The 21,857-nt window shown below is 53.4% G+C and carries 26 protein-coding genes; 5 read left to right on the top strand and 21 right to left on the bottom strand.

Translation table 11 applies throughout. The annotated features are described in order from the left end of the window. Positions 1–15: 15 nt before the first annotated feature. Positions 16–423, bottom strand: coding sequence for a GFA family protein (locus ACAM27_RS02875; RefSeq protein ID WP_222198143.1), 408 nt, complete (start codon positions 421–423; stop codon positions 16–18). A gap of 158 nt (positions 424–581) precedes the next feature. On the opposite strand from ACAM27_RS02875, the gene ACAM27_RS02870 reads away from it, so the two are divergent. After that, entirely contained in the window at positions 582–1,793 is a 1,212-nt protein-coding gene (locus tag ACAM27_RS02870; protein ID WP_369612513.1) for a GGDEF domain-containing protein, read from the top strand. Between the two features lie 35 nt (positions 1,794–1,828). Here the strand turns inward: ACAM27_RS02870 and ACAM27_RS02865 are convergent, their stop codons facing one another. Next, positions 1,829–2,188: a helix-turn-helix domain-containing protein gene (locus ACAM27_RS02865; RefSeq protein WP_121207978.1), complete on the bottom strand. Its 360-nt coding sequence runs from the start codon at positions 2,186–2,188 to the stop codon at positions 1,829–1,831. Positions 2,189–2,298: 110 nt separating this feature from the next. Between ACAM27_RS02865 and ACAM27_RS02860 the strand changes: the two genes are divergently transcribed. Next, entirely contained in the window at positions 2,299–2,892 is a 594-nt protein-coding gene (locus tag ACAM27_RS02860) for an NAD(P)H-dependent oxidoreductase (RefSeq protein ID WP_369612512.1), read from the top strand. A gap of 113 nt (positions 2,893–3,005) precedes the next feature. Then, complete coding sequence (locus ACAM27_RS02855; RefSeq protein WP_369612511.1) at positions 3,006–3,407, top strand: GFA family protein; 402 nt, start codon at positions 3,006–3,008, stop codon at positions 3,405–3,407. A 29-nt stretch (positions 3,408–3,436) separates the two neighbouring features. Here the strand turns inward: ACAM27_RS02855 and ACAM27_RS02850 are convergent, their stop codons facing one another. Further along, positions 3,437–4,306, bottom strand: a complete 870-nt coding sequence (locus ACAM27_RS02850; protein WP_369612510.1) for a LysR family transcriptional regulator — start codon at positions 4,304–4,306, stop codon at positions 3,437–3,439. A 94-nt stretch (positions 4,307–4,400) separates the two neighbouring features. On the opposite strand from ACAM27_RS02850, the gene ACAM27_RS02845 reads away from it, so the two are divergent. Further along, positions 4,401–4,901 (top strand): lactoylglutathione lyase family protein, encoded by a 501-nt coding sequence (locus tag ACAM27_RS02845; protein ID WP_226611415.1) that lies wholly within the window; start codon positions 4,401–4,403, stop codon positions 4,899–4,901. A gap of 544 nt (positions 4,902–5,445) precedes the next feature. Here ACAM27_RS02845 and ACAM27_RS02840 read toward each other — a convergent pair. The 14 genes from ACAM27_RS02840 to ACAM27_RS02775 form a co-directional block, all read right to left on the bottom strand. After that, positions 5,446–5,859: a PaaI family thioesterase gene (locus ACAM27_RS02840; protein WP_369612509.1), complete on the bottom strand. Its 414-nt coding sequence runs from the start codon at positions 5,857–5,859 to the stop codon at positions 5,446–5,448. Between the two features lie 116 nt (positions 5,860–5,975). Further along, complete coding sequence (locus ACAM27_RS02835) at positions 5,976–6,398, bottom strand: hypothetical protein (protein WP_369612508.1); 423 nt, start codon at positions 6,396–6,398, stop codon at positions 5,976–5,978. Further along, on the bottom strand, positions 6,391–6,801 hold the full coding sequence (locus ACAM27_RS02830) for a VOC family protein (protein ID WP_369612507.1): 411 nt from the start codon (positions 6,799–6,801) through the stop codon (positions 6,391–6,393). The genes ACAM27_RS02835 and ACAM27_RS02830 overlap by 8 nt, the downstream gene beginning before the upstream one ends. 154 nt (positions 6,802–6,955) lie before the next feature. Beyond that, positions 6,956–7,891 (bottom strand): hypothetical protein, encoded by a 936-nt coding sequence (locus ACAM27_RS02825; RefSeq protein ID WP_369612506.1) that lies wholly within the window; start codon positions 7,889–7,891, stop codon positions 6,956–6,958. A 117-nt stretch (positions 7,892–8,008) separates the two neighbouring features. Continuing rightward, on the bottom strand, positions 8,009–8,260 hold the full coding sequence (locus ACAM27_RS02820; protein WP_369612505.1) for a hypothetical protein: 252 nt from the start codon (positions 8,258–8,260) through the stop codon (positions 8,009–8,011). Between the two features lie 228 nt (positions 8,261–8,488). Then, positions 8,489–9,106: a DUF6338 family protein gene (locus tag ACAM27_RS02815; RefSeq protein ID WP_369612504.1), complete on the bottom strand. Its 618-nt coding sequence runs from the start codon at positions 9,104–9,106 to the stop codon at positions 8,489–8,491. A gap of 66 nt (positions 9,107–9,172) precedes the next feature. Further along, positions 9,173–10,123, bottom strand: a complete 951-nt coding sequence (locus tag ACAM27_RS02810) for a DUF2971 domain-containing protein (RefSeq protein WP_369612503.1) — start codon at positions 10,121–10,123, stop codon at positions 9,173–9,175. An 84-nt stretch (positions 10,124–10,207) separates the two neighbouring features. Further along, complete coding sequence (locus ACAM27_RS02805) at positions 10,208–11,422, bottom strand: hypothetical protein (RefSeq protein ID WP_369612502.1); 1,215 nt, start codon at positions 11,420–11,422, stop codon at positions 10,208–10,210. Positions 11,423–11,547: 125 nt separating this feature from the next. Continuing rightward, on the bottom strand, positions 11,548–11,820 hold the full coding sequence (locus tag ACAM27_RS02800; protein ID WP_369612501.1) for a DUF1488 family protein: 273 nt from the start codon (positions 11,818–11,820) through the stop codon (positions 11,548–11,550). 100 nt (positions 11,821–11,920) lie between these two features. Continuing rightward, positions 11,921–12,316 carry a hypothetical protein gene (locus ACAM27_RS02795; protein WP_369612500.1) on the bottom strand — a complete coding sequence of 132 codons (396 nt, stop codon included), beginning with the start codon at positions 12,314–12,316 and terminating at the stop codon, positions 11,921–11,923. Positions 12,317–12,727: 411 nt separating this feature from the next. Then, positions 12,728–13,852 carry an IS91 family transposase gene (locus ACAM27_RS02790; protein ID WP_369612219.1) on the bottom strand — a complete coding sequence of 375 codons (1,125 nt, stop codon included), beginning with the start codon at positions 13,850–13,852 and terminating at the stop codon, positions 12,728–12,730. Then, positions 13,852–14,703, bottom strand: coding sequence for a tyrosine-type recombinase/integrase (locus ACAM27_RS02785; RefSeq protein WP_369612220.1), 852 nt, complete (start codon positions 14,701–14,703; stop codon positions 13,852–13,854). The genes ACAM27_RS02790 and ACAM27_RS02785 overlap by 1 nt, the downstream gene beginning before the upstream one ends. 392 nt (positions 14,704–15,095) lie before the next feature. Beyond that, positions 15,096–15,869 (bottom strand): CLCA_X family protein, encoded by a 774-nt coding sequence (locus tag ACAM27_RS02780; protein WP_369612859.1) that lies wholly within the window; start codon positions 15,867–15,869, stop codon positions 15,096–15,098. Between the two features lie 38 nt (positions 15,870–15,907). Further along, the gene (locus tag ACAM27_RS02775) at positions 15,908–16,918 is read right to left on the bottom strand and encodes a 2-hydroxyacid dehydrogenase (RefSeq protein ID WP_369612499.1); all 1,011 of its coding nucleotides are present in this window, start codon (positions 16,916–16,918) and stop codon (positions 15,908–15,910) included. A gap of 149 nt (positions 16,919–17,067) precedes the next feature. Here ACAM27_RS02775 and ACAM27_RS02770 point away from each other — a divergent pair, with 149 nt between their 5' ends. Continuing rightward, positions 17,068–17,661, top strand: a complete 594-nt coding sequence (locus ACAM27_RS02770) for a LysE family translocator (protein WP_011787255.1) — start codon at positions 17,068–17,070, stop codon at positions 17,659–17,661. Here ACAM27_RS02770 and ACAM27_RS02765 read toward each other — a convergent pair. The 4 genes from ACAM27_RS02765 to ACAM27_RS02750 form a co-directional block, all read right to left on the bottom strand. After that, positions 17,623–18,480 carry an AraC family transcriptional regulator gene (locus ACAM27_RS02765; protein ID WP_369612498.1) on the bottom strand — a complete coding sequence of 286 codons (858 nt, stop codon included), beginning with the start codon at positions 18,478–18,480 and terminating at the stop codon, positions 17,623–17,625. The genes ACAM27_RS02770 and ACAM27_RS02765 overlap by 39 nt on opposite strands. Positions 18,481–18,569: 89 nt before the next feature. Then, a complete protein-coding gene (locus ACAM27_RS02760; protein ID WP_369612497.1) occupies positions 18,570–20,057 on the bottom strand; it encodes a M48 family metalloprotease in 1,488 nt (495 codons plus the stop codon). Continuing rightward, positions 20,054–20,353 carry a hypothetical protein gene (locus tag ACAM27_RS02755; protein ID WP_014423113.1) on the bottom strand — a complete coding sequence of 100 codons (300 nt, stop codon included), beginning with the start codon at positions 20,351–20,353 and terminating at the stop codon, positions 20,054–20,056. Before ACAM27_RS02755 ends, ACAM27_RS02760 begins: the two co-directional genes overlap by 4 nt. After that, entirely contained in the window at positions 20,331–21,818 is a 1,488-nt protein-coding gene (locus ACAM27_RS02750) for a CHASE2 domain-containing protein (RefSeq protein ID WP_369612496.1), read from the bottom strand. Before ACAM27_RS02750 ends, ACAM27_RS02755 begins: the two co-directional genes overlap by 23 nt. Between the last annotated feature and the right edge of the window lie 39 nt (positions 21,819–21,857).

Raw genomic sequence — 21,857 nt, 5'->3', positions numbered from 1 at the left:
GCACTATAGCCTGCGTCAAGTCGCCTTCGGTAAACCGGAGAACTCCGCCACATCGCCCAGCGCGCGATCCCAGGCTGCCCGGCTCGACGTGAAAAGATGCGCGGTAGGCACCCGGGAGAGCTCCGAGTCCAGACACCCGGCGGGCACTACCAGCAAACCTGGAATATGGGTGTTGGGCACAGCCGAACCACAGGTTCGGCAAAAGCACTTCTGGTGCCGGGTGCCCGGGAGCGTATAGGAGGCCACCGCCTCCTCACCCGCCAGCCAGACCAGCCGGGCCGACTGGGAGAACAGGTTTGCCGCATGGGCAGACCCGGTGTCCTTCTGGCAATACCGGCAATGACACAGGTAAAAGCTGTCGAAGTCTCCGTGCACCTCGAACTTCACGGCGCCACACAGGCAAGAGCCAACATAATCCGTCATCGCATTTCCTCCCATCAGTATTCAAGGTATCAACCGGTGTTCGCGTGCATGCAAAGCTTCGGCAAAGGCACCACCAACTGGCTGCATGGCGCAGGCTTAACCGCTACAATGGACCTCAGTGGAGCGCAGGCGCCGCTGCCATTTTTACAGGAAAGCCCATGGCTATTCAGCTTGATTTTCGCACCCTGAGCCTGACATTAATGCTGTTCAGCCTGGTGTTCGGTCTTGGTATGTTTGCTTATTCCAGAGAACACACCAAGTTCTCCGGAATCCGGACCATGGGCGCAGGCTATTTTCTGATCGGCGGCGGCTGTGTGCTGCTCGGCCTGCGCCATGTAATCTACGATTTCCTGTCCATCGTGATTGCCAATATCGCAATCATTATGGGCGTAGTGCTGATATACCGGGGATTGTTTCGTTTCCTGGGTATCACGCTGCGCCATGAGCGTTGGCTGAGCACCACACTGGTGGTCCTGCTTGCTGCTTTACTGTATTTCTACACCTTTCATATTCCAGATATAAATATTCGTATACAGACCTTCTCAATGGTCTGTGCAGCGATCTGCCTGATCGGTGCCAGCGGACTGCTGAAACACCGTGACATCCGCAACCGCATGGTCGCCAAAATGCTCATCGCCATGTTTTTGCTGATGAGTAGCTTGTTTATTTTCCGCTTTTTCTGGTCGTTCTACGCCATACCGCCTCAAGATTTCATGAGGGCTGGGCTGCTCAGCGCCTTGACGATCATTGCCGGAGAACTACTGGTTATTCTGTCATCCTTCTGCACGATATGGATGGCGTCCGATGAGTTGCAGGATGAACTCTCCGAAATCGCCAGGATTGATCCATTAACGGGGCTCTACAACAGGCGGGCATTCGACGAATGTTGTGACATTGAGTTCAGCCGAGCGCAGCGTTCAGGTGCGCCCTTCGCCATTATCATGTGCGACCTGGACCACTTCAAAAACGTGAATGACGAGTACGGCCATCATGTAGGCGATGAGGTATTGAGGCGCTTTGCCAATACGCTCAAAGAGCACATACGAAAGCATGACGTGGTGGCGCGTTTCGGGGGCGAAGAATTTGTTCTGCTGTTGCCTGGTAAAGACACCGAGCAGGGATTAGAGGTGGCGGAGAAACTCAGAGCCAAAACGGCAGACACCCAGATCACGATTGGTGATGATGTCTGTTTAACGCTCTCGGCCAGTTTCGGAGTGGCTCACTACGATTCCAGTGACCGCGAGTGGAGTGCCGTGCTGCACCGTGCGGACAACGCGCTGTACGCCGCCAAAAAACAGGGGCGTAACCGCGTTGTCGATCTGGTAACAGAAGGCCAGAACGTTCAATCGGGGCAATTGCTCAATACGTAGCCTTAGGTTCTGATCAGTCACCCTCGAAAATCCAGCTAGCTGATATCGTATTTCTCTGACCAAACCCTGAGATCGTCAAGGATCTTGAGCGCGCTGCGGCCAAAGTCGGTCAACTCATAAGTGACCGCGACTGGCCGATCATTGATGACCTTGCGCACCACCATCTCCCGAGCCTCCAGTTCCTTCAGGCGCTGATCAATCATCTTCTTGCTGGCACCACCAAGCATGCGGGCAAGATCGTTGAAGCGCACCGGGCCGTCTTTCAGATGATAGATGATGGAACCGGTCCATTTTCCGCCAATGATGCGCATGCCCCGCTCAATAGCGCAGGGCTCCATACAGGCGTTAAAAACTTTTTTCCGACCATAATTGTCTGTTTCTACGCGACTTTCCATTCATTCTCCAGCAACTGGCAGCAGGTTACCAAAAGTATACTAATTGATCACCATTAACAGGTAACCATAGTATACCAGCAGTACTTTCGTTACCAATTATGGAGGCTCCGATGAGCAATATCCTCATCATCAATGCACACCACTACTACTCCTTCGCAGAAGGCAAACTCAACGGAACTCTGGTTCAGATGGCCGATGAGATACTTACAGCCAACGGCCATCAGACCCGAATCGTGGAAGTCGACAAAGGCTGGAACGTGGAGCAGGAGCTGGAGAACCACCAGTGGGCAGACATCATCCTGCTGCAAACGCCGGTGAACTGGATGGGCGTACCCTGGGTCTTCAAGAAATACATGGATGAGGTCTATACCGCCGGCATGGGCGGCGCGTTGTGCAACGGTGACGGCCGCACCGAAGAGGCTCCCAAGGCAAATTATGGCAATGGCGGCACGCTGCATGGCAAAAAATACCTGCTGTCGCTCACCTTCAATGCCCCCGAAGAAGCTTTCAACAACCCGGAGGAGTATCTCTTCCGCGGTGCCAGCGTAGACGACCTGCTGTTTCCCATGCACATGAACTTCCGCTTCTTCGGCATGGAAGCACTGAACACTTTCGCCTGCTACGACGTGATGAAAAACCCGCAGGTGGAATCGGATTTCCAGCGTTTTCGGACCCACCTCGCTGCCGAGATTCCAACCGCCTAAAGGAGGCAGCCATGCCCAGCACCAATCGAGCGAAGTAGTTGCAATCATTGTTGAGGACAAACCCTGATCACTTCTGTCGAAACCCGATTATTGTCGGGAGGGAGAAAGGTACCATGACCGATACACACCAGGTTCATTGCGACTGCGGCGCCGTGGAAGTCACCATGACCGGCGACCCGAAAGTCCATGCGTTCTGCCACTGTGAAGACTGCCGGGACCTGCTTCAGGTCCCCTATCACTCCGTACTGGCCTGGGAAGCAGACCAGGTTACGGTGAGCAAGGGCGAGTCGGATGTGAAAACCTTTCAGCACGCTTCCAAGCGCATGACCCGTGTATTCTGCGGGAACTGTGGCGAAGTGCTATACAACACCAATGCCATGGGCTGGAAACTGGTGTCACAGATCCTGGTACTCAAGACCAACGGGTACGCGCTTCCCGAGTCCTACAAGCCAAACGGACACTTCTTCTATGACCGCCGGATCGTGGATATCGATGATGCGCTGCCCAAACGGTAGCGCCTCGTTTGGTAGGTTTTCAGGCAGGATTAAATCCACCGTTTTGCCTCAGCAATGACCGTCTTCATTCTCGCCGCCAGGGCCCGATGCCGGGGAACGCAGAGATACAGCGTTTCACTCACCGGGTTGGCGAGGGGATGAACTCTGATCTGGCCGGGCTTCTCAAAGGCCTCTACCGCATGCGCAGGCAGAACGGTAAAACCCAAGCCCATGCTCACTGGCTCCAGAATCAGACCAATCTGGTTTGAGAACCCTTTCTTCGGAAACAGGTTGCTGTGCTGGAACTGAGGGTAATTGGCACCGAGAAGCAAACTCGCGTGATGACTCCCATCCGGGTGGTCAATAAACCCCAGGTTCATCAACGTGTCCCATTCCGGTTCTTCGATGGATGCAGGTGTTACCAGCAACAGCGCTTCGTGCGCGACAGGCGTGCAGCTTACGTCCGCCAACGTCGATCTCGACGTCATGAACCCAAGATCCACACCCGACGCGGCAATTGCCTTTTCCACATCGGGATTCGGCGCAAACCGGTAATCAATGATCAGCTTCGGGTGCTTGCCCTGTAGCGCCAACAGATGTGGGTAAAGTTTCAGCCCGACACTGCCCGGAGACATGATCCGCACACTGCCTTCGAAAGGCGGGTCCTCTGCGATTGTCTGTTCCAGATTCGACAACGCGAAGAGGATACCCTGCGCCTCTGCATAAAGCCTCTCGCCGGCACCAGATAGAGAAAACTGTTTACCCTGCCGCACCAGCAATTCGGCACCCAGTTGCTCCTCAAGCTTACGTATCTGCTGACTAACGCCCGACTGTGTCATATGCAGGCGTTCCGCCGTACGGGTGAAATGACCAACTTCCACCAGAGTGCAAAAGGTGCGCAACCACGTCGTATTTATCATTACATTGCGTAATCTTTTAAAGAATAAATGATAATTTTATCTGATTTATTGTCGTGTGTAACCTGCCCTCAGCCTTAACAGAGGAGGACAGGAAATGAACAACGTTTACCCAAGAAATTTCTCACACATCGGCATCTCCGTGCCGGACCTTGAGCAAGCCGTAAAGTTCTACACAGAGGTGATGGGCTGGTACCTGATCATGGAACCAACCGAGATCGAAGAGGACGACAGCGCCATCGGAGAAATGTGCACCGATGTCTTCGGCGCGGGCTGGGGCAGCTTCCGTATCGCTCACCTGTCGACAGGCGACCGGATCGGCGTGGAGCTTTTTCAGTTCAAGAACCAGACCAACCCGGAAGACAATTTCGAATATTGGAAAACCGGGGTGTTTCACTTCTGCGTTCAAGACCCGAACGTGGAGGAACTGGCAGAGCGGATTGTGGCTGCGGGTGGTAAAAAGCGCATGGAACAACCTCGCTACTATTACCCGGGCGAGAAGCCCTACCGCATGATTTACATGGAAGACCCGTTTGGGAATATCGTAGAGATCTACAGCCACAGCTACGAGCTGATATACAGTGAGGGCGCCTACTGATAGAGGCTGAAACCATTCGAGGCGGCATACGGCGGGGCACAAAGGACGTCTCGTGGTTGCCGCCCTGTACCTGCTTGGGGACGGCGCAGTGGGTCGCCAGCGACAGTGGCACCGCGTTTCCGCTAAGGGATATCAATTGTACGAGTGTAGATCTTCCTGGTTCCAAAAACGGATTTCCGATTCACGATCAGAAACGGGACCGTTGGGATCGCAGACAGGAGTATGAAAGTGCAAAAATCGTTGATGTATGAGTTTGAACTGACCGGAATCTGAACCACCTCTCCAATGACCACCAAAAACACCAAAATCATGGCCAGATAATAGACGGGGCCGAACCGTAGATGAAGGATGTCGTCCGACTCACCTGCCTCACTCAAATTGGCGCTGCAAAAAGGACAGAGAAAACCATTCCGAAAACCCTGATCACCGCCATCAACAGCCTCTCTTGTAGGGAAGGAACGTCCACAGGAGACACAGAGATATTGCTCTTTCACAGCTCACCATCCTCATTGTTGGCCTCAACTCACCAGATCTTGCAAGATGGCTATGTCTTTGGACCGGCCTTCGTGATGGTGCCCTGGGCAACCGCAACGATACGCTCTCCGTCATCGCCAACCGCAACCACATTGCACTGACAAACCGCCTGGTTCCTTCCTGACGAGAGAACGGTGGCTTTGGCCACCAGTTTTCTGCCGATAGCAGGACGCAAATAATTGATCTTGAATTCGGAGGTAACCGAATCGCCCAGCACCGAGCCGCCTGCATAGGTCAGTGCGTTGTCTGCCAGATAACTGAGAACACCGCCGTGGACGAAACCATGCTGCTGCTTCAGCACCTCGCGCACCTCAAGCGTAAGAACCGCAGTTCCCGGTTCAAACACTTCAAGCTCAGTGCCAAGCAACACGCTGAATGGCTGACTCTCTAATATGCCTTTACCAAATTCGAACAACTCGCTCACGGATTGCACCTTTTGTCGATATAACACCAGTAAACATGCGCGGCTATGAAACGAAGGATAAGCCAAAATGCCGTAACCATAGGTGTCGTCGTTCTAGCCCTGCCTATGACTCTATACTACTGAATCAAATCAATAATTTTGTTTCTTACAAGCTCAACCGAATCCCTGTTATAGCCGGCAACCGCAACCATGAGCTTGCTTTGATTAGGCGAAATTTCAATACATTTAACCACAACACGGTTCGACTTTACGTTCCCGTATATTCCATATTCATTCTCAACCTGATTCCCCAGCCCCAGGACTTGCAGGGCATACGAGCTTTGTATCTCGCAAGCCTCTTTGGATTTGTTCAGATCTTTAAACCATGACCAAAGCTCAGGTGGTTTTCCTTCAGCGAGAGCTGATCCCGATAGTAGAAATAAAAGAATTAGAACTGCCTTATTGATCATGCGAGTTTCCCTACCATTTAAATTATCCGGCGTAACTGGCTGGCTTTGGAGCATCAGCGGAAAAATCCCTCCCCACTGGCCCTTATTCATGAAGCCATGGCGCATAACTCAGGCCAATCAACACACCCTCGGGGCTCATAAACCGTGCCACTGTTTGCCCCCAGGGTTCAGTGCGGGTTTCATGAACGAACTCCTGCCCCCTTTCCTTCATCTCTCGCACTGCCGCCTCTACCGCAGCTGCATCCGCCAACTCAAATTCGATGGTCGCCGTCGGCTCAGGAATATGGTCGGGCCATTCCTCCTGGCCAAAACAAGAGGTAGCTGCCATCGAAAGCGGCCACACTCCGAAATGATTCGCTCCGGGGAATTTATCCATGAAGCGATAGTCGTCCATCTTCTCCAGCGGCAGGCCCAGCGTATCCTCATACAGAGACGCACTTGCCGCAGGGTCTTTGGTTATGGACGCAAAACCTGAGATACATTTGATTTCCATACAATCCCTCCGTGGTTTATGAAGCACTTTGAGCCAGGGGCTTCCCTAGCTATAGAAGGTGTTTACTGTTCGTGGGAATATTCGGGGTTAGCGATGCGTGTCCACTACATCAGAGGAAGTCCATTGTCCAGTGCATTGCCTTGTTAATACCTTCTTAGATGTCACCCCTAAGTTTGGGATCAAACTGTTTCAGGTATTCCAATGAAACTTTCATAACATCCTCTAAAGTTGGCGGGTTATTCACTATTGGATCAATAATGGTCGCGCTTGAATCTCTATAGTTTATTACTGCATCGACAAATACGTAACTAGGTATGAAGCGGCAAATGTTATTCCCAGCGGTTACTGGAACTCCTGCCAACTTAACTTGATTGGCCTTTGGCTGAACATTATATACTGCTCCACCACTCATGCCGTTGACATTCTCATGCTGAGTATCTCCCTCGGTATTTTCGAATGTAATGTAACTATCACTCTCGTTGGTTAGATATACTCCTGGGATAGTATGTCGCTGGATATTCGTGGCATGAGTGATATCTTCACTTCTAGGAGTAAAATCAAAAGAGTTTCTTTCAAATGGGTAGCCTGTTACGAGAAGGAATTGCCCGTCAAAAAGTTCATTTTTTGTAAGGACGCTGCTTTTATCAATTATTTCTATGTAATGGTCAGGCATATGAAACTGTTGGGGATAAAATAACTCAACCAAACATATATCAGAACTATCAATACTCTTGGTCTCTTCGGAAATTAACTCGCCAATATTCCATACTCGTTTTGGGAAGAGGAAATCATACAGCGACGACCATCCCGCCCTATTTTTTACAGGGACCCAAAATGGGGATTCATTTTGAAGCTCTCCGTTGATATTGTTGTCGATCACATGCCTCGCGGTAAGCACGAAGTATTTGTCGTTGGTCTTCAGTAGAACCCCGCTACCAGCCCCATACATTTGATCAACGTGAAAGTAGCCTCTTGACTCAATACTTTCATACAGATGGTTAAAAAAGAACCTTCGAGTCGATTTGGCGACATTCGAAGTCGCAGCCTTTTCAATATATTTCTTTAATTTTTTCTGGGTAACTTTGGCCATGATTCGGTGTTTTAACGAATGTTTAGCGGCGCCCCGACAGGGGCGTCCGGTGTAGGGCCGCCAGGCCCGGAACGTAATACAACCATCTGTTAAATGATTGAAATACTTAGCCTATACTCAAGATAAATTCGACTTGCGCTCATACTTTAAAAGACCGCTTTTGCGCGCCAGCCATCTTGGTAAAACTACAACATGGCGTCCATTACCCAAATCATAAATTTTTGAGATTTGTGAAATCGGGAGGAGATAGGACTCACCGCTGAGGCTTGCTTGGTAAAGGCTGCCATAGTCGAAATGACCACCGCTCACTTTGTAGGAACGAGGCAAAGCTCTTCTGATCATCACGTCGATCTGACAGGTTTCAGTCATAAACACTTAACGCTTGCAGCATGCGCGCCCACGCCACGGAGTGGAGCCGAAGGTGCAATGTATGGGCGTCGCCGTGCCTGCACTTGTTAGCGATTCGAATCGTTTGTCGGGGGTGGCGGATTTGATGGCGGCTTTGGGCGCACATTTGTCGGCGGCGGATTAGTATTAGCTTGCTCTCGGCCTCTACCACTGCCACTTGACGGCGGGGGCGGGTTTGAACCTTTGCGTCTATTCGTCATTGGCTTTCTCCTCAAATATCAGGAACTCTACCCATTTTACATCTTCAGCTCTAATGAGCACTCCATCCAGTTCCGGAAGATCTTTTTGCTCTCCATCTTCTAGAATCCATGCTGGGAGCATTATGTAAAACTGACCTTTGTCAGGCTCTAGGGGCCACTCTTTCGGCCAGCCATACAATCTTCGTCCGTCCCTCAAATGTAAGATTACAAAAGTTACCTTCTCCGAAAAAACATAGAACCACTCAGAAGGGTGAGAGGTTCTGGTGGTCAGCTTAAACTTGCGAAGATAACGGTGGAGCACGTCTGCATTCACCAAATATGCAAATAGAGCCCCAAGACAAAGTGCAATAACTAGTGAAATCAACGTCTCAGCGGACTTACCCCACTGTCCAATGCTGAAGAGCTTATTTCCAATCGTAATGAGTAACCATTCGGCACCAATTACGATTGAACGGACAATGAACGTATAAATTAGAGCTTGGATGATTCGCTCAAACTGGCTTGGCTTGGGATGAGACGTCAAGCCGTAAAACACCCACGCACAAACAAAACCCGGGAGGAGAAACACGACTAGGTCAATTATATTTCCAGAGATACCCTCTGCCATAGGTCCTCGCTAGCGCTGAACGAAGCGGCGCGTCTCACGCGTCCGCCTTCCGTGACTTGTTAGCTTTTATCCACGATATGGAACCCGAGACCGGCTTACAACCACATCACCGTAGCCTTGGTTACCAAGGTATTCTTCAATACTACGTGCTGTAATTTCTTGATTCGTTGTGGGACCAACTACTATTTCTTTGATTGGTAATGATTTAGTGTCCGCATGGTCGTAGAAGCTCTCATTGTATAGGTCTTTTGAAGTAACATACGGAATTATTCGATCTTTTCCTACTCTATGTTTTAGCCCTTTAAAGTGATGTAGATGGCCGCCAGAAACTATCAGCCGCACTTCCTTTTCAGAACTATAAGCAGGATGCTTAAAATTAAGAAACTCAACTGCCAAAACTTTGGATAAATGCTCTGACCAATCTTCTATGTCAATCGGGTTGCCATAATCAATATCGACCAAAAATTCTTGTTTGAACTTCTTTATGGTCCTTAATATTATTTTTGTTTTCTTTTTTTTGTCATAAATCACTTTAGTTGGCGACATGATCGGCATAACGAAAAAATGGCTGAGGGATTTCCTTTCATTGTCAAAAACAATTGATAACCCTTGACCGTTCTGACCATATGCTCGCCACTGTTCAAGGCTATCTGATTCAGAGGAGAAAGAGCAGACATAGTGCGCCGCTTCTCTGTATTCCTCAAGAAAGCGGCATGTTTCACTCAATACCTCGCTAAAGGCTTGGTAACGCGGCTTTTTAGAGAGGTCTTTTAAGATCATTTTAGTTAAGTTTCTTCCATTCTCGAACTCTTCTGTATCGTTGAGAAACCGATGATCTGAAAGCCAAAACCCGCCAGAGGCAACGATCCCGAAGAGGCCATTCAGGTCGGTGTAGTGACACAACTCCCTACCGGAATAATAGAAGAGGTCTTGGTCAAAATAATAAGGTGAGCGAGAAGGTGAAAATCCAGCCCTCAGAAATCCAAATTGGCACTGTTCTGGAGACAACGGGTCCATAATCCTCTACTCATCAGTATTGTATTGCTAACGCCAAGCTCTGCGGAAAATTTGTCCGACAGCAGCGCTTTGTTAGCTGGTGCCCTAAAATTGAATATCTTTACCAGTTTTCAAAATAAGCTCTTCGGCAATATATAGCAACAAAGGGGTTTCATTGAAAAGAATTTTCTCTTGCCCAGAAAATGGAATGAATCTAGAAATTTCGCCTTCCTTATTATGTACCAATGCATTTCTTATATGATATATGCGCTTAGAAATAGAGGGAAATAGCTGAGTGGCGTTAACATCCAATTTTAGATTCTCACCAAAAATATCTCTATCAGTGGAATAGTAACCCGAATGTTTTTTCTCGTACTCATCTATCCACTGAACAACCTCAGACCTATCAAGGTATCGCTCTAAAACAGTGAGCAACATCTTCCTTTCATCCATTCGCTGGTCGAACGTCCGTACAGTCTTTACTAGCTCCCTCAACTTCTTTACCTTAGAATGAGAAAAGTCAGGAGTAACCAGTTTCTCTTTAACTTTCTGGTGCAAAACATCCTCTGATGCAGATGTAAAGAAGTACTCCAGGATTTTATACAGTGCTAAGTAGGAAAGGATTAGACTTTCACTTCCTAGAGCTAGCTGATAATACGCTACCAATTCGGAGTGATATGTTCTTAATGGAAATTGAACTGTCTCACGCCTTCTGGTGTCCAGCCAATATGAAGACCTATCCCATGAACTAGAAAGCGTTACACCTACGCCATTACCGTAGGCAATGTGATAAATTCCAGCTTCAGCTATTGATCTAAGCTGTTTTAGGTTTTTATGAAATGGGTGAGATTCAGGTGCGGAAACCTTGATAGTGAAAAGTCTCGCTAATAGCTGACTAAAGTCAATCTCTTCCAATCTTTTAAATCTATGATTTCGGAGCATTATGCTCCTTATCAATTCTCTATTTACCTCATCAGAGTCAAACACAGACAGTAGATAAATCGGGGATATTGCACTTAACTCAATGACAAAGCCATTATTATGCTGAATAGTAATGTCATCGTCATTACGAAAGAGTCGAAAAGCGCCTGGGCCGCGCCCTTGAATCTCTATTACATGCTCGTAGTGTCCAGGAATGAAAAACGCGGTTTCCTCGGGGCGCTTAACTTGTTCACGAAAGGATAGGTAAGCATCCAGATCTGACTCTTTGAGCTTGAATTCAATGCCTCTAAAATTTACAGGAAACTTGCCTTTTGATTTCCTTCCTACTTCTGCATTCAGACCGCGAAGTACTTCGCGAGCTTCGGAAATGTTTGCCATAATTATCCTTGTGATGGACTGCTAACGCCGAAGCACAGCGGCGACCTTGGAGTGGCGACGGAGGAGCCACGTAAAGGGCGTCCGGCGGCCACCGGCCGCGAACTGCTGCGCCTGGTTATGAGTTGTTACCTGAGTATGTCAGAAGTAATTAAATAGAGGTCATCTTCATCGGCAGCGTCTTGCTGAATGAGGGAGTTCGCAATAGCAACGATCTCGTGCTCATTGTTCCAGAAACTCTCTTCAGCAGCTTCTTCCGGATAACCAGTACCGAAATGCCCATCAATTGCCTGTTCCGTGATACCACAAAAAAACTTCTGGCCATCCTCATCCACGAGCCTGAACTTCAGAATTCCTCTCGAATGATCCCACCAGATTTTTGCTATTGACCAGTCTGACATTACTCCCTCCTTACATACTCATAACGCTGAGCGCAGCGGTGGCCTTTACATAGCGAAGCGGCGTAAAGGCCATCCGACTGACGCGCCAGGTTATGCAAGTTTAGTCCCGTAACTCTGCAATAACTTTCCACTGCTTTCTTCCTGGAAGCAAACACTCCCAAAACCTCCAGCCGTTGACCGGATTCCCTGTTATTGCAACGGCAGCAGACGAGGGAGAAGTGAAACGCTTGCCCTGAACTACAAGAGCACCTTCGGCTACAACCCCGGAATACAGCTGGCCCTTATAGGTTGCGCGAAATTCGGTCCCATGGGGAAAGGCAACACCCTTACATACCCATGGCTTTCCGCCTGTGGTCTCTTTACCTGCTGTAGGTTTAGATGCTGGATCGTCAAGCCCAAGGAGCGACCGAATCACGTCATTTTCGGTCATCGATTCGGACGTACGGCGAACTGTGAGCTCTTTGAAGACTTCAAAATCAACTTCGATAGCTGCCATGACTAGGCACTCCTGTTTAGTGATTGCAGGAGTAATAGTAGCGCTTATAGTATTTATAGCAAGAACTTTTTGAGTCTATAGCGGAACCTTTTTATGCATAACACTGAAGCATTTAAAGGTCGTGCACAGCATGACCTTTAAATGTGCGTTGGACTAAGCCGCTGCCACCGAGGCCTGCGGGCAACGTATAAGGGTAAAGTAAAGATTGGACAGGCGATGGAGCGGCAACCCGAGCGGGTAAGTGCGCTTGCCGGAAGTGTGTATCGTCCTGATGGTCGCCATAACATGCCTCTTCCCTGGATAGTTTTGGTCAGACTACCCCGCTGATTCTGTAATTTCCAGTCACAACCCGAGTTGGGGCCCAGCTCCTCCGGAACTGTAAAACTCACCACAAGCCGCCAGTAACAGCGGCTAACCCGTCACGAGTCCCTTGACGTTAAACCGGGGAATCTGCCGAACCATATGAACCACGCCGTCCTCGCACCGAGGGCACGGCCAACTGCGTTGAGACTCTGAGCCATTCGCCACGTCAACATCGGCCTCGGGTGGCTTTTGAAGGGCCTGATGAATGACAGTCAGCTTTCGCCCGCGGGTTCGGTTACTCAGATAGCCAAAGTGGCGGATACGCATGAATCCCTTGGGTAGGATATGCATCAGGAAGCGCCGGATAAATTCCGCCCCTTCCATCTGCAGGCTCTTCTGGCGCCCGTCTTCCCGGTAATCCTTATACCTGAGTAGGATCCGGTCGCCATCCTGTGACACCAAACGAGCGTTGCTGATGGCAATGCGGTGGCTGTAGCGAGCCAGGTAATCCACCACTGTCTCCGCCTGATTCAGGCAATGGCGAGCGTAAACCACCCACTCCTTCTGCATGACTTCGTTGAGTATGCCGTCGATCGCATCCGGATCCTGGAGCCTGTGAAGTTCGCCGGTCCTGACCGAGTGCCGCAAGGACGACACCATTCGGCCACGAAAGCGGCGGGACAGCGCCCTGACCGGGAACAGATACTGATGCTTGGCACGATGCCACTCTCCCGCCTCTGTCAGTGCACCGCCCGGAATCAGGCAATGCACGTGAACGTGGCGACTCAGGTTCTGCCCCCAGGTATGGAGGACGGCGGTCATGCCCAACTCCCCCTGCAAGTGTTTGGTTTGGTACCCAAACTGGCTGAGCGTGCCCCACACCGACTCAAACAGGCGACGGTAAACCACGTCCGGGTGCACCTGAACCCACCCATTCAGGGCATGGGGCACAGTAAACACCAGATGGAAGTACGGTACCGGTAGCAGTGATCGGCGCTGTCGTTCACACCACCGCTGACTGGCCCGTCCCTGACATTGCGGGCAATGCCGGTCACGGCAACCGTAGTAATGCACCGTTCGCGCTTTACAGTGATCGCAACGCATCTCCATGCCGCCCATTCGGGCGGTTCGGCAGTCCATCAGTCGGCGGCACACCTTGCGACGATGGCTGTCCAGGGAGTCTGTCGAGAGAAACTGGTTCAGTGCTGACTGGACCGTGACAGAGCCGGCCATCACGCCCTTCCCAGCCCCGCAAGCAAGTCGGCGGGCGGACGGTTCTGGGAGGATACGCCGGGCAACCAGTGCAGGTAACGCTCGGTGGTGCGCAGCTCACTGTGGCCCAAATACTTCTGTAACTCGTTGAGCGGTAAACCCTGTTCCAACTGATGGGTCGCATAAGCGTGGCGTAGACCATGGATACCGCCATATTTCTTCACGCCGCTGCGGTGCTTGGCGTGACGGTAAACCCTCTGAGCCGTGGTAACGGTCACAGGCTGACCGACGAGCCTTTCACTTGGAAACAACCAGAGCGTGGGGCGCCCAAGGCACCAATACGCCCGTAACACGTCGAGTAGCATGCCCGTCAGGGGCACCATACGATCCTTGCCTCCTTTTCCGTTCTGGACATGGAGCAGGCGACGCTCTCCATCAATGTTCTTTACCTGCAACGTCACCGCTTCACTCACGCGCAAGCCACAGCCATAGGTCACGGATAATAGTGCGCGATGCTTGGGGTTCTGAATCGCCTCCAATATCAGTGCAACCTCCTGGCGAGTCAGTAACTCGGGGATACGCTGTGGTCGCTTGGGCAATACCAGGTTCACATCAAAGTCTGCCCAATGCAGCACCTGCAGATACAGGAATCGAATACCGTGCAAGTACAGCCGACAGCTGGCCGGCGCTAGGGAACGCTCCTGGACGAGGTGATTGAAGTAGGTCTGCAAATCCCCAACGGCCAACTGGTCCGGGGATCGGCGGTAATACCGCGCCAAATCGGTGACGACGTAGAGGTAACTCTGCTGGGTCTTCGGGGAAAAGCCATGCTGACGCATGGCCTGGATCATAGCCTGACGTAACGGTGTCATGGCGGCATCTCCTCTTTTGACTGGCCCACTTGGGCCATTCAAAAGTATCCGCCAACCACCCTCACTCTGAGGAAATTCTCAGTCTCACCGCTACCGCGAAGCGGTTTAGTTCAACAGCTACTTATACGAACTCGTTCGTATAACACGCATTCGTATAACTCCAAAACTCGCGCCCCTCACAAACCCCAGCTTCACCAATAAAATCAGAAGATTACCTGAAGCCACCACGGCTACCGCCGGAGTTATACGCCCGTGTTCGAGCCACCCCTGCTCCAGGTTGGGGGCGTATAACTCCGCCCGCCCTGTTTTCCTTTTCAAACTTATCAGAAGGTTAGCAACAATTTCCGGAGCCTGCCCGGGGTTTTGCGAACGCGTTCGTATATCTCCGGTTTTTAGGCCGGTTTTTGCTGCAACGCGCGGCCCAGGGAATGGAAGTAGGTTCGGAAGGCGGCGTTTATCCGGTCGCGCTGTTCGCCCTCTGGGTAAAGCCCCAGGCGGGCTTCTTCGCTCTCTTTGGTGCCCTTCACCAGAAAGGCGTTCTTCACTGCAGCATCCTGGATGAAGGCTTCGAAGGCTCGGGCACAGAGTTCTTCTGGCTGGCTGTAGTAGTACACGCCGGCGGCTTTGTCGGCTTTTGCGGAGTTCCGGAACAGGGGGCTGGGGTTTTGGCCGGTGTCGTCCAGCAGGATGGCCTGGTAGCAGGCTTGCAGGCGCTGGTTCAGCGGGTGCTGGATGGCGTCCTGGCGGGTGAGCCATTGTCGGGAGGCGAACTGGCCCCGGGGTATGTTGGGGAACAGTTTGTCGCCGATGTAGTGGTCGAAGGCATGAAACCATTCGTGGGCGATGCTGCCGGGGCCGGCGTTTTTGGCCAGGGCGAAGCTGCGGGTGGCGGGGGTGTAATGGGCAGACACCCCCGGGCGGCCGCCAATGCCGTATTGCAGGGCCAGGGTGCCGCGCAGGGAGATCAGGCTTTCGGTGCCGCCGAGGATGGTCATCAGGTCGCATAGGGCGTCGTAGAACAGGGCGGCACTGCGCTGTTTTTCAGGCTCAGTCACCCAGCGGCCAATCTCGACGGATCGAAACTGGAACCGCCGGCGCACGTCTAGAAAGCTGACCGGTGCCCCGGCGCGGTGGTCGGGGCCGGTTCTGTAGAAGGGTCTGGGCATGGCGGCATTGTACGAAGGCACGGGCGGCTTGTCTCAGTTCAGGTGCTGCCGTTGGCGGCCAGCACCCGGTTGGCGCACTCGCCGCCGGATTCCAGGTCCGTCAGGTTGCTGAGTGTTGTGTGTGCAATGCTTTCCAGGGCGTTACGGGTGAAAAACGCCTGGTGGCCGGTGATGACCACATTCGGGAATGTGAGCAAACGGGCGAACACGTCGTCTTTCAGCACGATATTGGAGAGATCTTCGAAGAACAGGTCGCTTTCTTCCTCATACACATCCAGCCCCAGGTAGCCCACCTGGCCGGATTTCAGGCCTTCGATGATGGCGGCGGTGTCCACCATGGCGCCCCGGCTGGTGTTGATCAGCATCACGCCTTTTTTCATTTTGGCCACGGCCGCGGCATCAATCAGGTGATGGGTGTCCGGGGTGAGCGGGCAATGCAGGGTCACAATGTCTGCTTTCCGGAACAGTTCGTCCAGGCTCACATATTCCGCGCCCAGCGTTTGCGCCTCCGGGTTGGCGTGCAGGTCGTAGCACAGCACGCGGCAGCCGAACCCGCGCATGATGCGCACCACTTCCACGCCAATCTGGCCGGTGCCCACCACACCCACGGTACGGCCCCGCAGATCGAACCCCAGCAGGCCGTCGAGGGCAAAGTTGCCATCACGAATGCGGTGGTAGGCCCGGTGGATCTGCCGGTTCAGGGTCAGGATCAGGGCGGCGGTGTGTTCGGCCACCGCATAGGGGGAATACGCCGGCACCCGTACCACGGCGATGCCCAGGCGTTCGGCGGCTTTCAGGTCGACGTTATTGAACCCGGCGCAACGCAGGGCCACGGCCCGGGTGCCGCCGGCGGCCAGCTGTTCCAGTACCTTGGCGTCCACCTGGTCGTTCACGAACACGCATACGGCGTCGAAGCCTTTGGCCAGTGCCGCAGTGGCCGCGTTCAGGCGTGGTTCCAGAAACACCAGTTCATGCTGGTGGCTGGCCTGGTTCGCCTGTGCCAGGAACTGTTCGTCGTAGGGTTTGGTGCTGAAAACCGCCACTTTCATGGGATTGGCCTCATCCGGTCTGGGTGGGTACGGGGTTCTTCAAACATAAATCAAATGCCCGGCGGCGAGCCACCGCAATTTTGTTCAATACCGGTTACAAGACTCCGGGCACACTGGGCGCCTCCTTTAGTTCACAGAGTGCTGATGCTATGAGTCTGTCTATTATCCTGCCGATGTCGGCCTTTGCCCTGGTGGCTTCGGTATCGCCGGGGCCGGTCAATCTGGTGTGCCTGAGCAGTGGCACACGCTATCCGGTATCTCAGGGCCTGGTGTTTGTCACCGGGGCCACTCTGGGGTTTATCGCGCTGTTTATGGCGGTGGGCCTGGGCCTGAATTCGCTGTTGGAACATGCGCCCGGGTTCGAGCGCTGGTTGAGCTGGGCTGGCGTCGCCTTCCTGCTGTACTTGAGCTACCAGCTGGCCACCGCTGATGGCCATCTCAGTGAGGATGAGGCACGCCCGGCCCCCGGCTTTGTCACCGGCGCCCTGATGCAATGGTTGAACCCCAAGGCCTGGCTTGCGTCTGTGGCGGGTATCAGTGCGTTTACCGAGGGCGGCGACAGCACCCTGCTGTGGCTGTTTGCGGGGCTGTATCTGCCCATTTGCTGGCTGTCGCTGGCCAGTTGGGTGTATGTCGGGGTCGGGCTTCGCCGGCTGGTACAGCAGCCACGAATTCTGCGCGGGTTCAATCGGGTTCTGGCGCTGTTACTTGCCGGAAGTTGCGTGTTCCTGCTGCTGGATTGATGGCTGCCGATACTGGTTCGGGGTGGCCGCCACCACGCGTTTGAAGGTTCTCTGGAAATGCGCCTGGTCGGCAAAGCCGGCATTGAGGGCCGCGTCGGCAATACTCACGCCACGTTTCAGTTCGCTCTGGCCGTGCTGTATGCGGCGGTTGATCAGGTAGGCGTGGGGCGTTAACCCGTAGCTTTGCCGAAACGCCCGCACCAGATGCCCCGGGCTGTAGCCACTGAGCTGGCACAGGTCGTCCAGCGATACCTCGTCGGTACAGTGGCTGTCCAGGTACTCAGCCACCGCGGCCAGGGTGCCCGAGGGACGCGGAATGCCCCGGGCCGGCGCTTCCGCCAGGCTCTGCATCAGGTCCAGCAGATATTCGGCAACCCGGCTCTGCTTTTCCAGCAGGTCCCGGCCCGGGTCCAGCAGGCAATCGGCCATGGTGCAGTAGTCCTGGTACTGGCGGGGGTCGGTGATCACTGCCGTGTCCAGGTCCTGCCAGTCTTCGCTGGGCAACAGGCCCGCTTCAAATCTGAGCCGGGTCAGCCAGGCGGTATCCACATACAGCATCAGATACGCCCAGGGCTGGTTATCAATGGGGTTGCAGGCGTGGGGCCATTCCGGGTTCATCAACACCAGCGTGCCGGCGCTCACGTGGTGCTGGTCGGTGCGGTACAGGAACGTGCTTTCACCGCCGGTGATGGCGCCGATCGACCAGTGCCGGTGGGTGTGCAGGGCATAACAGACCTCGCGCCCATCCGCGACTTTGCGCAGTTCCACATGGGGCATGCGGGCGTCGCGCCAGAAGATGGGTGTGCGAGGATCGGTCATGGTGGTTGCCTCAAAGCGAATCGGCCAGGCCAGTGCGTATGGCACTAGCCTAGCAGAAGCTCATCCAATCAACCGCAACCGGTAACCCTTTATTGGCTTTCTGCCCTGGCAAGCAACTCATAAAAACTCACGTTGCGTTCCAGTGCCTGCCTGGCAAGGTCGCATCGCTCTCTTACCGCCACCTTGCCGGCTCCGGCTTCACAGAGCTTTTCCTTCAGCGCACTCACGCCAGGAACCTGATACCGTTTGGACAAGTAGTATTCGTCGGCCACGTAGGCATCTGGCAGGTCGAGATCCGCGAGCCTGGACACTGCGTCGTGCATGAGCCGTTTTTTGTCGGTATCCGAGAGGCCAGATTGCTGGTCCAGAAACCGGGTGGCCTCACTGAGCACACTGAAACTGGCATCTGGTCTTGCGATGAAGGCTTCCGCCATTTCCCGGGCTTTTTGTTGCTCACCCCGGGCCAGCAGAGCACGAAACTTCAACAGTTGCAGATGGAGATTCTCGGGCTCGCTTGCCAGGGCACGGTCAACCAGTTGCGCGTAGTCTTTACTGGCGGGCGGGTAGGTGTGGATCGTTTTCAGGGACGTCACAGGCGCCAGGGCGTCGACATCGATCTGAAGGTCCGTAAACGAGCGTGCCAGTATTGCGCCATCCAGATCGTAGATCACCATCCGGACAATAGTCCGACGCTCTTCCGATGACAGATACTCGCGACCGCCCATATCGCTGGCAACAGAAGACAGCCATTTCTGGAGCTGGTTGTCGCTGACTTCCGCCTCCTGCTTTCTGGCTTTCAAGGCAGCTACGGTCATCATCTCTTCGTAGGCACTGCCGGCTACGGGTATTCCCTCTTTGTCATTCTTGAGCTTGGTTAAAAGCGCAATCATGGCCATTGGGCTGTATCGGGATTTTTCCAGAATCTTCACGGCCAACAAATCCGCTTCGGTTTCCTGCTGCCGGTTCCATTGGGTGAATCCTGCCGCCGCCACCAGGGCATCGGTTGATCCGCCCATGCGCAGGGTGGTCTCACGGGCTTTGTCGTCATTACCGAACAGGGAAATGGCCTGGGCCAGATCGGTTATGCCTTTTGTTGTGCTTTGCAGTTCGTTCTTCTGGTGATGATTCAGCCATAGATGAGAGAGTTCATGGGCCAGCAGTGCGGCCACCTCATCTCGGGTATCCAGATATTCCAGGGTTCCTGCCTGAATCACGACGGTACCCTCAGGGTAGGTAAACCCGCCGAAACTGTAGCTCGGGCCCACCCGAACCTGACAATGACAGGGTCCGCCGTACCAGCTTTCTGCCAGTTCCTCAGCAATGGCCTGCAATGCCGGGGTGACATCACGGGCATTCAATGGCGCCACGCTGTCACTGCGCAAACGAACCGCATCCTCGGAAGGATCCTGCCCAGCCGCCTGATACTGATCGGCCTGGACAACAAGCTCATTGATTTCCTGCTGCCGCATCTCTTTGTTGGTGCTCCAGTCTTTCGACTGGTAAGGCGATGAGCTGCAGCCGATGAAGCCGAAACACACGGCGACTAAAACAAGCGCTATTTTGTGCTGGCAGTTCATGGGCAGTCCTCCCCTACGCCACGGGCACTGGCCACCTGATGGTCATCCGCAAACACCACCTGTGATTTATCGCAGTAGATAACCGGCTGTTTGGAATCGCTGGTAATCACCTCCGGAACAAACACCCGATAGGTGCCCCCCGGCCCTTCAAACAGGTACTGGCCCCGCTCCTTACCACTGATCGTGACGGGTAATTGCAAACCGAGCTCACGTGCCGGTACAAGCGAGCCATCCGGTTTACTGACGAAGGCATTCTCCGGGTCATGAAAACCCTCAATGGACTGAGCCTCTGCCAAGGCCGAACTGCACAGCAGTGCAAGCAGCCAAAGCCATCGCTTTCCGTTCATTTTCCATCTCCTTTCTTTCTTTTCTGACTGCGATCAACAGTAACGGTGTCAAACCGATCAGCTCTGCCAGGAAGCCAGGGGTGCGGTGAAACAACAGTAAAACGCTGTAGAGCACACAAAGGCTGAGGACGATGATGATCAACTCAGCCAGCTCCACCGCCAACTCTGGCCATTCCGCTCGACGCTCGTCGCGCCAGCGCCATGCCAGAACCCAGCGCGCGAGCATGAGGATGAGAAAAAGGATCAGCGGCCAGGACAGCAACAGATCGACCGGAATGGTCCACCCTGGCAGGCCAATCCCGGCGAGATTCCATTCCACCCCGATCGGTTTCAGATAGTCCGCGCCGTAATGCAGTAGGTTGCGAAGTGCTTCGGCATGCAGATAAACGCCAGGCAGCTGCCCCGCAATTGGTGGGTTAAACAGATCTCTGGCCGAGGGTAAAGACACACCCACAATCGCAATCCGGTTATGCAGGGGCATCTCGGTGAAGAAATCATCGCAGTTTGGCGCCAGGCAAAAGACATCCCGAAGGGTGGCAGTCGGCACCGGCGGGCATGGCTTGGCACCGTTGTTACTGACGGATTCTGCGCGAAGGATATTCCTGGCCCAGTGCCAGAGTGAGCTAAATCCGCCATTGTTTTCGGGCGTTGCACGGCAATCCAGCGTTGAGGTGATACGCTGCGCCGGCATTCCCCAACTGAGATGCATACCGGGAGGCTGGGGTACCATCCAGGCCTCCGCTGCCTCCGATAAATCGCCGCAAAGCCCGGATCGGGGTTGCCGGCAATAGATCTGATATCCGGCAACAGCCAGCGTCGGAACCTCACCGTATTCAGGCAGTGCTCGCCTTATCGGATAGAGTGAGCCATAGCCGGACCAGCCAACCAACCCGATATCAGAAGCCGCTGCAATGAGTGGCTGAATTGAGGGTTCAAGGTGGCCCGGATGTTCACCAGCACTCATGACCAGGGCCAAACCCGTGTGCTCCCGAAAGTACTGCAATCGGGCCACAAGTAGCGGAAAGCTGTCATCCAGCTGGCGCGCACGATAGAAGGTGATGTCGAGAATAATCGTGCCATACCCCAGGCGGCGAAGGGCGTCGATCAGAACCAGGTGGTCGCTGTAGGCCAGAGGCCAGTCATTGGCGCTCAGGTAACCATTTTCTTCGTGGGAGAGCCGGCGGATGGAGGCGTCATCAATCAGAATGACATCGACCAGGTCGGCACCGCTGGTCGTCACCGCCTGATCATAGAACGGTGAAAACAGCCGATCAAATCCGTCACTGATCGCTTGGGTGCTTCTTGAGCTGATGCCAAAAGGATCGGCAAAAACAAGAAAATAGCCCACCACCAGGAGCGCCCAGTGGCGGCGAATCATTCCGGCTAGCGATGTGCCTGCATGTAACGTCTGCACTCTGGCCTCCGCACGGGGATGCAATCCCACGCTGCCCGC

The organism is Marinobacter sp. RI1 (assembly GCF_041155085.1).
In the GTDB taxonomy this organism is placed as follows: domain Bacteria; phylum Pseudomonadota; class Gammaproteobacteria; order Pseudomonadales; family Oleiphilaceae; genus Marinobacter; species Marinobacter nauticus.
The sequence above is the reverse complement of the archived record's forward strand: the minus strand, read 5'-3'. Positions and strand labels throughout refer to the sequence as shown.

Excerpts from the sequence above, each read along its gene's own strand:
- ACAM27_RS02780 (WP_369612859.1), bottom strand. The coding sequence starts at position 15,869 with ATGCCCAGACCCTTCTACAGAACCGGCCCCGACCACCGCGCCGGGGCA.
- ACAM27_RS02865 (WP_121207978.1), bottom strand. The coding sequence starts at position 2,188 with ATGGAAAGTCGCGTAGAAACAGACAATTATGGTCGGAAAAAAGTTTTT.
- ACAM27_RS02760 (WP_369612497.1), bottom strand. The coding sequence starts at position 20,057 with ATGAACTGCCAGCACAAAATAGCGCTTGTTTTAGTCGCCGTGTGTTTC.
- ACAM27_RS02785 (WP_369612220.1), bottom strand. The coding sequence starts at position 14,703 with ATGACACCGTTACGTCAGGCTATGATCCAGGCCATGCGTCAGCATGGC.
- ACAM27_RS02790 (WP_369612219.1), bottom strand. The coding sequence starts at position 13,852 with ATGGCCGGCTCTGTCACGGTCCAGTCAGCACTGAACCAGTTTCTCTCG.
- ACAM27_RS02835 (WP_369612508.1), bottom strand. The coding sequence starts at position 6,398 with ATGAATAAGGGCCAGTGGGGAGGGATTTTTCCGCTGATGCTCCAAAGC.
- ACAM27_RS02850 (WP_369612510.1), bottom strand. The coding sequence starts at position 4,306 with ATGATAAATACGACGTGGTTGCGCACCTTTTGCACTCTGGTGGAAGTT.
- ACAM27_RS02775 (WP_369612499.1), bottom strand. The coding sequence starts at position 16,918 with ATGAAAGTGGCGGTTTTCAGCACCAAACCCTACGACGAACAGTTCCTG.
- ACAM27_RS02820 (WP_369612505.1), bottom strand. The coding sequence starts at position 8,260 with ATGACTGAAACCTGTCAGATCGACGTGATGATCAGAAGAGCTTTGCCT.
- ACAM27_RS02875 (WP_222198143.1), bottom strand. The coding sequence starts at position 423 with ATGACGGATTATGTTGGCTCTTGCCTGTGTGGCGCCGTGAAGTTCGAG.
- ACAM27_RS02800 (WP_369612501.1), bottom strand. The coding sequence starts at position 11,820 with ATGTCAGACTGGTCAATAGCAAAAATCTGGTGGGATCATTCGAGAGGA.
- ACAM27_RS02805 (WP_369612502.1), bottom strand. The coding sequence starts at position 11,422 with ATGGCAAACATTTCCGAAGCTCGCGAAGTACTTCGCGGTCTGAATGCA.
- ACAM27_RS02870 (WP_369612513.1), top strand. The coding sequence starts at position 582 with ATGGCTATTCAGCTTGATTTTCGCACCCTGAGCCTGACATTAATGCTG.
- ACAM27_RS02860 (WP_369612512.1), top strand. The coding sequence starts at position 2,299 with ATGAGCAATATCCTCATCATCAATGCACACCACTACTACTCCTTCGCA.
- ACAM27_RS02815 (WP_369612504.1), bottom strand. The coding sequence starts at position 9,106 with ATGGCAGAGGGTATCTCTGGAAATATAATTGACCTAGTCGTGTTTCTC.
- ACAM27_RS02810 (WP_369612503.1), bottom strand. The coding sequence starts at position 10,123 with ATGGACCCGTTGTCTCCAGAACAGTGCCAATTTGGATTTCTGAGGGCT.
- ACAM27_RS02825 (WP_369612506.1), bottom strand. The coding sequence starts at position 7,891 with ATGGCCAAAGTTACCCAGAAAAAATTAAAGAAATATATTGAAAAGGCT.
- ACAM27_RS02795 (WP_369612500.1), bottom strand. The coding sequence starts at position 12,316 with ATGGCAGCTATCGAAGTTGATTTTGAAGTCTTCAAAGAGCTCACAGTT.
- ACAM27_RS02765 (WP_369612498.1), bottom strand. The coding sequence starts at position 18,480 with ATGACCGATCCTCGCACACCCATCTTCTGGCGCGACGCCCGCATGCCC.
- ACAM27_RS02855 (WP_369612511.1), top strand. The coding sequence starts at position 3,006 with ATGACCGATACACACCAGGTTCATTGCGACTGCGGCGCCGTGGAAGTC.
- ACAM27_RS02830 (WP_369612507.1), bottom strand. The coding sequence starts at position 6,801 with ATGGAAATCAAATGTATCTCAGGTTTTGCGTCCATAACCAAAGACCCT.
- ACAM27_RS02845 (WP_226611415.1), top strand. The coding sequence starts at position 4,401 with ATGAACAACGTTTACCCAAGAAATTTCTCACACATCGGCATCTCCGTG.
- ACAM27_RS02770 (WP_011787255.1), top strand. The coding sequence starts at position 17,068 with ATGAGTCTGTCTATTATCCTGCCGATGTCGGCCTTTGCCCTGGTGGCT.